7 protein-coding genes and 1 pseudogene are annotated in these 10825 nt (G+C 52.2%); 4 read left to right on the top strand and 4 right to left on the bottom strand.

What is annotated here, in order from left to right:
- The 3 genes and pseudogenes from P771_RS19105 to trkA form a co-directional block, all read left to right on the top strand.
- Positions 1-297: pseudogene (locus P771_RS19105) on the top strand (IS3 family transposase); the annotation flags it as partial.
- A 43-nt stretch (positions 298-340) separates the two neighbouring features.
- Complete coding sequence (locus P771_RS16530; protein WP_337833570.1) at positions 341-895, top strand: cation:proton antiporter; 555 nt, start codon at positions 341-343, stop codon at positions 893-895.
- Positions 896-1269: 374 nt separating this feature from the next.
- Complete coding sequence (trkA, locus tag P771_RS0105030) at positions 1270-2646, top strand: Trk system potassium transporter TrkA (RefSeq protein WP_028574279.1); 1377 nt, start codon at positions 1270-1272, stop codon at positions 2644-2646.
- Here trkA and P771_RS16525 read toward each other — a convergent pair.
- Together P771_RS16525 and P771_RS0105020 are read right to left on the bottom strand one after the other, a co-directional pair.
- Entirely contained in the window at positions 2591-4348 is a 1758-nt protein-coding gene (locus P771_RS16525) for a methyl-accepting chemotaxis protein (protein ID WP_084301673.1), read from the bottom strand. The two genes, trkA and P771_RS16525, sit on opposite strands and share 56 nt — an antisense overlap.
- Positions 4349-4356: 8 nt before the next feature.
- Positions 4357-5901, bottom strand: a complete 1545-nt coding sequence (locus tag P771_RS0105020; protein ID WP_028574278.1) for a sigma-54-dependent Fis family transcriptional regulator — start codon at positions 5899-5901, stop codon at positions 4357-4359.
- A 465-nt stretch (positions 5902-6366) separates the two neighbouring features.
- Here P771_RS0105020 and P771_RS0105005 point away from each other — a divergent pair, with 465 nt between their 5' ends.
- Positions 6367-8205 carry a methyl-accepting chemotaxis protein gene (locus tag P771_RS0105005; RefSeq protein ID WP_028574277.1) on the top strand — a complete coding sequence of 613 codons (1839 nt, stop codon included), beginning with the start codon at positions 6367-6369 and terminating at the stop codon, positions 8203-8205.
- 216 nt (positions 8206-8421) lie between these two features.
- On the opposite strand, the gene P771_RS0104995 is transcribed toward P771_RS0105005, so the two are convergent.
- Together P771_RS0104995 and P771_RS0104985 are read right to left on the bottom strand one after the other, a co-directional pair.
- Entirely contained in the window at positions 8422-9030 is a 609-nt protein-coding gene (locus P771_RS0104995; protein WP_028574276.1) for a nitroreductase family protein, read from the bottom strand.
- A 222-nt stretch (positions 9031-9252) separates the two neighbouring features.
- Positions 9253-10749, bottom strand: a complete 1497-nt coding sequence (locus tag P771_RS0104985) for a glycine betaine uptake BCCT transporter (RefSeq protein ID WP_028574274.1) — start codon at positions 10747-10749, stop codon at positions 9253-9255.
- Positions 10750-10825: the final 76 nt, after the last annotated feature.

Raw genomic sequence — 10825 nt, 5'->3', positions numbered from 1 at the left:
GTGAAATATTGCCCCAGGTTTCCTGAGAGATTTGGCTGTCTTCAGGATGCACGCTCTTTTGGCCGTGATTTCTTCTCCTGGTATAACCATGAACATAAACATGTGGGCATAAGCCTTTTAACCCCGGCTCAAGTCCACTATGGTCAGGCTGAACAGGTTATCTCCTCCAGAAATCAAGTTCTGAACAAGGCGTATATGAAAAATCCCATGAGGTTCAAATACAGACAACCGCAACATTCCCAGCTTCCTTCTGAGGTTTGGATCAACAAACCCAGTACTAAAGAGAATGTTGCTTAAACTATTGTGAAATGTGTCTCACTTTCATTGACACGTTCCGAGGCTGGATGTTTTTATCGGCCGCTATATTACCAGGGATTTTATGCCCCTGTTTGCCATTGCCATTGCCCTGATTTTTGCCGGCATTGCTGAAGCCATGGATCTTTCCAAACTCCTGGGGGCCTTTCTGGCCGGGGTCATGCTCTCTGAAACCGGCACGTCCAGGGAAATGGGCAAGATCATCACCCCCATCAAGGACTTGAGCCTGCCTTTTTTCTTTTTCTGGTTCGGGACATCCATAACCTTTGGCACGGGAATCGTTTCTCCCACAGCTCTGATCGTCTTGATCATCTGGGCTATTGCTGCAAAAATAGCTGTGGGCTTCTGGGGCGGCAGGTTATACGGACTGTCATTCAAAAGCGCCCTCAGGGCGGCCTTTTCCCTGGTTCCCAGGGGGGAATTCTCAGTGGTCATTGCAGCCCTGGCTGAAGCTGCCCTCCGGGTCTTCCTGGGAATATACATAGTTGTCACTGCGTTCATTGGGGTATATCTTTTTCGCAAAGCTCCGGTTATGGCCGACCATCTGAGCCGGACCCTGAAAAACAGGGGCTGGATTTAGCCTGCTTCTGAATTATTATAACTCATTTTTTAGGTTCCCCGACGTTTCAAGTGGATTCTTTTAAAAACAAGCTGCTCACTTTTTTTGTATGCCAAGAGCGTCAGGCTGGTGAGTTTTCTTAGATACGCCAAACAGGGGGAAACCGGACCGCAAAACAGGTTGGTTTCTCCATATACTCTTACAATCAAAAAATATACGCATAACTCCTCAAACCAAATAGTTAAGAGTCCGGAGGGGGCAGATATCCCCCTTGGGCGGATATTAGAAAAATCCCGGCCAAAAGCGGGGCAAACAAAAAACAGTGAGCAGCAATTCCGCGCCTAACGTCGAAGATCCATTTTTTAATTCATGGAGCCCGTGGAGGTCTGTACAGTATGCACATAATCATCATCGGCGGAGGAGACGTGGGCAGAGAACTGGCCCAGAATCTGTCCCTCAAGCATCAGAGCATCGTGGTGGTGGACAAGAACCCTGAAAAGGTCAAGAGCTTGAGCCAGGACCTGGACCTTCTGGTGATCAAAGGCAACGGAGCCAACCTGGACATCCTGCAAAAGGCCAAAATAAAATCCGCAGACATGCTCATTGCCGTGACCGAATCCGATGAAGTAAACATAATCGCCTGCATGATCGCCAAGACCTTCAAGGTCAGACACACCGTGGCCAGGGTGCGCAACCCTGAAAGCGCAGGCAGCATCGACGTGGACACCGGAGGACTTAGCCAGGCCCAGGTGGGCATTGATATGATCATCAGCCCGGAAAAGACCGTGGCCCAGGAAATAGCCAAGATCATCCATTTTCCCGATGCTGTTGAACTGGAGTATTATGCCGGTGGCAAGGTCATGCTCATGGCGGTCAATGTGGCTGAAAAAACAGAGATCACCAACCAGCCCCTGCAGAATCTTACCCTGCCCAGGGGCTGTATCGTGGTTGGCATCAAGAAACCTGACGGTGATTTTATTCTCCCTGGAGGTAAAGACAGGATCAGTGCCGGAGACAAGGTTTACCTGATCGGCAGCGCCGAGGTCATGCGCGAGGCCAGCTGGTTTCTGCACCGCAGGGAGACCAGAGTCAACCGGGTCATCATTCTGGGCGGAGGCATGATCGGTTATTATCTGGCTGCCATTCTGGAAGGGCACAAGCAGCACTCCTTCATCTGCAAGATCCTGGAAAAGGATGAAGACCGAGTGGACCATCTCAACAGGACCTTGAGCAAGACCATTGTTCTTCAGGGAGACGGAACCGACCTTTCCTATTTCAATGAAGAGGAAATCGCAGAAGCTGATGTCCTGGTTGCCGCCACTGGAGATGACCGGACCAACATGGTTGCATCAGTCATGGGCCTGAAGCTGGGCGTGCACAAGGTTATCTCGGAAGTAACCAGGGTTGGTTATGCTTCGACTTATAATGCTGTTGGTATTACTGAAACCATAAATCCTCACTTGATCACGGCTTCACGGATCCTCAAATTCACCAGGTGGGAAGAAGTCCTGACCCTTTCCCTGCTCAAAGATGAGGCAGCTGAAATCATGGAACTGGTCCTGCCGGACAAGGCCGAGGTTGTGGGTAAAAAAATCGCTGAGACAGGCTTTCCCAAAGGTCTGCTCATCGGGACCATTGTCCGAAACCAGGAGGTTGTCATCCCCAGCGGTGACACCAGGCTTGAGGCTGGTGATCATCTGATCATCTTTGCCATGCCTAATGTCTGTTCCGGACTGGACCGCTTCTTTGCCTGCCAGGACCAGAAAAACTGATCTCTGCCTGTTTTTCTGAGCTTCCATCAATGCGCACGTCTGCGCCCAGGACCAGGATGGGATGACCTTGATCATCCTTGATCATCCCGGAGATTGTTATGCATTCCCGGCCTGAGGCCCTGGAAACATAGACCTGGGAGATATGAGGCAGCTCGCTTTGCATTGCCTGCACAAACCAGGGCCTGTTGCTCCAGTCTTTACCAAAAACCTGATGGTCAGCCTCAGACTCTTCTCCAGGCCTGGATATATTGCTGATCACCTGCACCCCCTGGGCATCGGTGAGATATAACAATTCCAGGCAATCAAATCCGGCCATGACCTCTCTCAGGGCCTGCTCCTGTTTCTCCCGATCCATGGACAGAATCAGTTCCGATGTCCCCAGCTTTCGAACCAGGTCCTGGACCTGGCCCTGACCAATGAGTTCAAAGGCCCTGTTCAGGGTGGTCAGCTTCTGGACCTGTTCTTCTAGTCCTGCCAGCCCAGCCACAGATTCGGACATATTCTGATGTGTGGCAGAAGAAATAGAGCTGACCCGGCTCAGGGTCCTGGCAATCTCGTCGCTGGCCTTGGACTGCTGCTCAACAGCCACGGCTATGGAACTGCTCCGGCTTGAAGACTCCCTGGACAGGGTCACGATTTCTTCCAGGGATTTTCCGGACTGCCTGGCCAGGGCTGCGCTTTCAGCCACCAGCCGGATGGTCTCTCCGGCCTCTGTGGTGGAATCATTGACCAGAGACTGGATTGAACCGATCTCCGTACTGACATCCCGGGTTGCCTGCATGGTCTTTTCAGCCAGTTTTCTGACCTCATCAGCCACCACGGCAAAACCCCGTCCGGCTTCACCGGCCCTGGCCGCTTCAATGGCCGCATTCAGAGCCAGGAGGTTGGTCTGGTCAGCAATATCCGAGATGACTTCGATTATCCTGTCAATGGCCTCAGCCTGACTGCCCAGTCTGGATATGGACTGGGAAAGGTCCCTGCTCTTTTCTGAAACTGCAGACACTGCCTCAATGGTTTCCAGAACGATTCTGGAACCGGCTTCTGCCCTGGAGCTGGCCTGGGAAGAATACTCTGAGGCCTGAGCTGCGTGTCTGGAGGATTCAAGGATGGAGGCATTCATCTCTTCCATGGCTGATGCTGCTTCATCAGTACAATGCTGCTGTTCCCTGGCCCCCTGATCTGCCTCAGTCACAGCTCTGCCCAACTGGGCCGACTCCTGGATGATCCCGGAAATGGAATCCTTCAGGGTGTCCACTGCTGACATGATGGTCCGGCACCTGGCCTGCTCAGCCTGGGTTGCGTAGTTTTCCTGAAAATCACGACTTTTGCCGGCCGTGTCCTGCCAGAACGCAGCCTTGACCTCTGCCCCCTCTGCCTGCTGATGAAGGCTTTCAAGCTTTTGGATTACTTCCTTAAAGTGGGGTGCCAGACCATTCATCCTTTCCATCCTGTCCAGCCCCGGGATCCGGGCATGGTCCACGCTGATAAGCCTCAAATACTTTCTGACCTTCTCCAGCTGCTTATTCTGGGCTGCTATACAGCCAAAACCTAGCCCACCTACAGCAAAACAGCCGGCAACCATAGCCCATTGCAGTCCTGTCATCCCGGCAGTCTTCACCAGTGCTTCAGGCGTAAGGGATAATCCAAACAAGAGCAGCAAAGCCGCCACCTGGGACAGGACCAATGCATATTGTAACTTCATTATCCTCTTTACTCCTCCCTGATCAGGGTCTTTTTTTCAGCAATATGTTCTTTGAGCCCGAACTTGAGCACCTTGTAACCCATCTGGCGCTGGGTGATTCCCAGATCTCTGGCAGCTCTGGACTGAATCCAGGAGTTGCGTTCCAGAGCCGAAAGGATCTCTTTTTTTTCAACATGCTCCAGGGTCCGGTTTTCCAAAGGACCTCCGGAGCTGGGCCTTGATCCTTCCATCAGGTACAAAGGCAGATCCATCAGATCAATTCTGTTGCCTTCCGCCATAATTGAAACCTGCTCCACAAGGTTTTCCATCTCCCTGATGTTGCCCGGCCACTCATAGTTGACCATAAAATCCAGACAGGCCTGAGTGAAGTACAGCCGACGGCCGTATTCCTTGGCAATATTATTCAGAAAATGATTCAGCAGGGCCGGGATATCCTCTTTTCGATCCCTCAGGGCCGGAACAGTGATGGGGAAGACATTCAGCCGGTAAAACAGATCATCCCTGAACCTGGCCTGTCTGACCGCACCGGCCAGGTCCTTGTTGGTTGCCGCAATTATCCGGACATCAACCCGGATGGTCCTGGTTCCTCCCAGGCGTTCAAACTCTCTTTCCTGGAGGAAACGCAGCAGCTTGGCCTGGATTCCGTGGGGCATCTCCCCGATTTCATCCAGAAAAATGGTTCCTTTATGGGCTTCTTCAAACCGTCCCGGCTTGGAACCTACAGCCCCGGTAAAGGCTCCTTTTTCATAACCGAAAAGCTCCGACTCCAGCAGGTTCTCCGGAAGGGAAGCACAGTTCACCTTGATAAAAGGATAGTTGGTCCGTTCACTCAGTTCATGGATAATCCTGGCGGTCAGGGTCTTGCCAGTACCTGATTCGCCCAGAAAAAGCACTGTAGCCCTTGTTGGGGCAACTTTTTCAATCATCTGATGAACCATGGTCATGGCCCGGCTCTTACCTACTATAAAGAACCTCTGAACACTTTTCGACAATTTTGTCTTGAGGCTCTGATTTTCCCGGCGCAAATCCTCTTCCCTGGCCCGGACCTGCCTGTTAAGGCTGACGAACTGGGCCACCAGGGCAGCCACTATGGTCAAGAACCTGATGTCCTCTTCAAAGGATATTTCCTGCTCAAACAGCCGGTCAACAGTGAGCACCCCCACTGGAACCCCCTGAAGAACTATGGGTACGCCAATAAAGGACACCCGGTCCTTTTCCATGCTCCTGGCCCCGGTCTTGTCCAGAAACAGGGGCTCCTTGGAAATGTCCGGGACAATAAACGGCTGCCCAGTTGCAAATATCCTTCCGGTCACCCCTTCACCCAGGCGGTATATCCCTTTTTTCCTTTCACTTCCGGACAGGCCGTGGGAAGCCCTGATGTTCAGAAGCCCGGTCTCGTCATCCAGAATGGTCACCGTGCCCCTGTTCATGCACAAGGAATCAGCCAGGACAGCCAGGATGCTTTCCAGAGACCTGTCCAGCTGCAATGCCTGACCGATTATCCGGCTGATCTCATAAAGGACCTTGAGCTTGGACTCGGTTAGGTGTTTCATGCCTGACATAAAGCAAGGAGCATACCTGGAGACCATTGCGGATCTTTTTTTGATAACCATCTTTATTAGTTGATAATTTATTTAAACACCCTTAGTTCCGCCCTGGAGAGGCCATCCTGGCACTCTGGTTCTTATTCAAAATTGTCAAAAAGTAATTAAATGTTTTCACAATAAAGAAAAAGGGGCTGGCCTTCCCGGTCCAATTTGTTTTTCAGGACTCTTTTCAAGCTGACCATGAGAACCAGCCTCATTTTTTCAGCCCATCTCCCGGGTGCAAACTCGGGTTTGCCAATAGTAAACCTGAGTTTGCATCAGAATCACAATCACAGGTCAACCCTTTTTAATTAGTTATTCATTTCTGAATGGTTACAGAAAACCCTTTTTTCTCTGACAGCTCCTGGGGGCGGGCCTGTTTTTTGCTAACAGAGATCAAGCTAAAATTTTGTTCCATGGAGGAAACCAGATATGAAACTTAGCAGGGTCTTTATAGCCATTGCCGCAGGGATATGCTTTTTGGCCATGGCAGTACTCATCCTGAGCATAAACAGGATAATGGAAAGAGAAATCACCACTCAATATGAAGAAAAGGCAGACATGCTTTTATTCAGCATGAAGGCTGTCCGCAGCCACATCGGCTCTGTAGTCCGCCCAGAGGCAACCAAATTGCTGGACCCTGACGACTTCGTGGTGGAACTCCAGTCAACCTCCTATGCTGCCAACCGGGTCTTTGACGCCATGCCTGATGATCGGAAATACGAGATCGTCTTCAGGACTCCGTCAACCAAGCCGATGAATCCGGGCAACAGGGCAACCCCGGTGGAGGAGGAACTGATCAGGATCTTGGATGGGATGCACAGAAGCGGTGACAAGGATCTGGAGTGGAGAGGAATCAGAAGCGTGGATGGTGTGGACCACTACATCATTGCCCAGGGAGCGGTGAACAGGGCCAGCTGCCTGCCCTGCCATTCCCAGCCCGAAGATGCCCCTCTGTCCATGCAGCAGAGATACTCTTTTGATTATCCTCCCAGGCTTGAAAACCGGGTTGAAACTGCTGAGGTGGTATACATTCCCATGTCCTCCATCTACGCCACCATCAAAAACGCCAACCAGTTTCTGTTTGTCCTGGGAGCTGTTGGGCTGATGACCATAATCCTGGCGGTTTATCTTCTGTTCTCCAAGATGATCAGCAACCCTCTGGGCCGGCTCAGGTCCTACACCCTGGCTGTTGAACAGGGCAGTCTGGACACGGAAATCAAGGGAACTTTCCGGGGTGAACTGGCTTCCCTCAAGGCCGCAGTCCAGGGTATGGTCCAGAAGCTCAAGGAAAAGATCAGGGAGGCTGAAGACAAGTCCAGGGAAGCTGAAACCGAATCTCAGCGAGCCATGAAGGCTGTTGAAGAGGCTCAGGAGTCCAAGCGCAGGGCTGAACAGGCCAGAGTTGAAGGTATGAACCATGCCGCAGGAAGTGTGGAAAATATTGTGGATAACCTGACCGGCTCCCTGCAGGAGCTATCTTCCCAGGTCAAGCATTCAGCCAGCAGCGCCCAGTCCCAGAATGAACGGGTGGCTGAAAGCTCAACTGCCATGGAACAGATGAACGCCACAGTTCTGGAGGTCTCCAGGAATGCATCCAACGTAGCTGAACGAGCTGACGAATCCAGAGAAAAGGCCCTGAACGGCTCAGAAATCGTACAACAGGCTGTAGAAGCCATTATGAAAGTCCAGAAACAGGCTGATTCCCTGCGCACCAACCTGGGAGGTCTGGGAGATGAAGCTGAGGGCATCAGCAAGATCATGAACGTCATTGACGATATTGCCGACCAGACCAATCTCCTGGCTCTGAATGCGGCCATTGAAGCGGCCAGAGCCGGTGAAGCCGGACGGGGTTTTGCCGTGGTGGCTGATGAAGTCAGAAAACTGGCTGAAAAGACCATGAACGCCACCAAGGAGGTCAGCGAAGCCATTTCCTCCATCCAGGCCGGGACCAAGTCCAATATCCAGGCCATGGAGGGTGCGGTGCTGGCGGTTCAAGAGGCAACCGACCTGGCCAGAAAATCCGGTCAGGCCCTGGAGGAGATCGTCACTCTGGTCAGTGCTGCAGCTGATGATGTCCGGTCCATTGCCACGGCCACTGAAGAGCAGTCCGCTTCCAGCGACCAGATCAACGTGAGCCTTGAAGAAATCAGCCGTCTTTCATCAGACACTGCCGAGGTCATGAACAGGTCGGAAATGGCCATCAGTCAGCTTCTCAAACAGGTACACATGCTTCAGGAACTTGTCCGGGAGATGAAAGAAGAAGCATAGACCGGCCAGCCTGAATTACAACCGAAAAAAAAGCCCCTGGGTCGGTTTATCCTGACCCAGGGGCTTTTTTATGTCTACTTTTGGCCTGCACACCCCCTGACCAGGATTGAGTGCAGCTGAAACCAGCCCAGCCAGATGGCTGTTAAGAATCACAACCCTGTTCATCCTGGCAGGTTTCACCCCTGATAATGGGTGAGACCGACCGGTTGAACCGGGTCAGCTTAAAACAATCTCCTCCAATTCCTTCCTGGGCCTCGGGCCCGGATCTTCAGCAGGATGGCCCACAGCCAGCATGGCCACTACTGCCATCTGGTCCGGCAGGCTGAATCTGTCTTTAATGCTCTGCTCGTCGAACATGCCTATCCAGCAGGTCCCCAGGCCCAGTTCCACAGCCTGGAGCATCATCTGGGTGATGGCAATGGAACAATTGGTGGCAGCTGCATAGCGCAGTACTTCTGGAGGGGCACCAGCTGCCTTCTGCACATACTCCTCGATGCCGGCCTGCATCTCAGGAGGCAATACCCCGCTGTCCTTTAAAAAACGCACACTGGCCCTGGCATCCTCCATATACCTGCCCAGGTCAACGCAGCACAAAAAAACAGCCTTGGCCCGACCTACCCAGCGCTGGCCCTTGGAAGCTTCACTGGATATCCAGGCTATTTCCTTTTGATCCTGGATGACTTTGAACCTCCAGGGCTGGGCATTGAGCCCTGACGGGGCCAGCCTGGCCGCTTCCAGCATTTCCCCTATCTGCCCGGCTGTCACCTCCTGGTCAGTATACTTTCTTATGCTCCGTCTGGCTTTAATGGCTTGGGATACATTCATGGCTGCCTCCTTGTTAGCGGCTTAACTAAAAATTTCAGGGACTGGATTTGCCCCCAGTATAATGTCCTGGACTGAGAAAAAAGAACCTGGTGCCCAAAAAAACTGGATGCCAGAAAGTCTTCCTGCTGCAGTGAGCCGCAGCTGAGCAGTTTCAGTCAGGTCCGGGAACAGCCTGCTGGGCTCCAGCACTCTGGATGGATCATTCAATGGGGGAATGATCCATCAATACCTTTTGAGCAGACTTTCCCCGGACTCGGCTGCCAGACCTTTCCACAGATTATAGCACATGAGCAGGAGCACGAAAGTAAAGGGCAGGGCAGCAGCAATGGCCATCTGCTGCAGGGCTGCCAGTCCGCCGGAAACCAGAAGGATGGCTGCCACAGAAGACTGGGTAATGCCCCAGGTCAGCTTCTTGGACAGACTGGGGTTGGGTGAGCCCCTGCTGGTCATTATCCCCAGCACAAAAGTAGCTGAGTCAGCTGAAGTCACGAAAAATACCACCAGAAGCAGAATGGCCACGTTGGACAGGATCATGGCCCCTGGAAAATGATCAAAAACCACGAACAGGGCTGTGGAGACATCCTCCTGAACCGCCAAACCTATGTCTGCGCCCTGCTCAAGTTCCAGAAAAAGAGAAGCCCCCCCAAATACGCTGAACCAGACAAAAGTCAGCAAGGTCGGAACAAGAAGAGCCCCGCTGACAAACTCCCGGATGGTCCTGCCCCTGGAAATCCTGGCCACAAAAATGCCCACAAAAGGGGACCAGGCGATCCACCATGCCCAGTAGAACAGAGTCCAGTTCTTATACCAATCGTATCCCAGAAAAGGGTTCACTGTCAGACTCATTTCCAGAATATTGCCCATGTATCCGCCCATGGTATCGGTGAACACGCTGAAGATATAGGATGTCGGCCCGAATCCCAGCATGAACAGAAGAAGCAAAAAAGCCAGAAAGATATTCGTCTTGCTCAGGGTCTGGATTCCCTTGTCCAGGCCTACTGCCGCTGAAATCATGAACAGAACCGTGGTAATCAGGATAATAACCAGGGTGGCTGAATCTGATGCCGGAATCCCGTACAGATGTTCAAGTCCGCTATTGATCTGCATGGCCCCCAGGCCCAGGGAGGTGGCTATGCCGAAAATAGTGGCAAACACGGCCAGGATGTCAATGAGATGGCCAAAGGGACCATAAATTCGGTTGCCAAGCAGGGGGTAAAAGCAGGAACTGATCAGGGGCGGCATGCCCCGGCGAAAGGAAAAATAGGCAATGCTCAGACTCATGACAATGTAGATGGCCCAGGGATGCAGGCCCCAGTGAAAAAAACTGTAGCGCATGGCAAAAGTGGCTGCCTGTCCGGTCTGGGCATCAATATATTCAGGCGGGTCCATGAAATGGCTTAACGGCTCAGCCACTCCCCAGAATATCAGGCCGATGCCCATGCCAGCGGCAAAAAGCATGCTGAACCAGCCGAAATAAGTGTATTCGGGCTGCTCATGATCCTTGCCCAGCTTGATGTCCCCGTATTTACTCAAGGCCAGAACCACGCAGAAACCCAGGAAAAAGAACCCTGAAAGCATGTATGCCCAGCCAAAATGGGCAATAATCCCGCTGTGCAGGGCTGTTGAAAACCGGTCCAGCATTGCCGGATCCAGGACTCCAGCCAGGACAAAAGCGGCCACAATGGCCAAAGAAATCACAAATACCCTGTTTTTGAACACCTGAACAGCTCCGGCTACATGGAATTATTAATGTTTACTCTCAAAAAAATGGGAAGGTGCAGATCAGCCTGACCTG

Origin of the sequence: Desulfonatronovibrio hydrogenovorans DSM 9292, assembly GCF_000686525.1 — a bacterium.
GTDB classification, from domain to species: domain Bacteria; phylum Desulfobacterota; class Desulfovibrionia; order Desulfovibrionales; family Desulfonatronovibrionaceae; genus Desulfonatronovibrio; species Desulfonatronovibrio hydrogenovorans.
This window is presented reverse-complemented; position numbering and strand designations above follow the sequence as displayed.

Coding starts and splice junctions, on each gene's coding strand:
- trkA (WP_028574279.1), top strand. CDS start 1,270: ATGCACATAATCATCATCGGCGGAGGAGACGTGGGCAGAGAACTGGCC.
- P771_RS0105005 (WP_028574277.1), top strand. CDS start 6,367: ATGAAACTTAGCAGGGTCTTTATAGCCATTGCCGCAGGGATATGCTTT.
- P771_RS0105020 (WP_028574278.1), bottom strand. CDS start 5,901: ATGAAACACCTAACCGAGTCCAAGCTCAAGGTCCTTTATGAGATCAGC.
- P771_RS0104995 (WP_028574276.1), bottom strand. CDS start 9,030: ATGAATGTATCCCAAGCCATTAAAGCCAGACGGAGCATAAGAAAGTAT.
- P771_RS16525 (WP_084301673.1), bottom strand. CDS start 4,348: ATGAAGTTACAATATGCATTGGTCCTGTCCCAGGTGGCGGCTTTGCTG.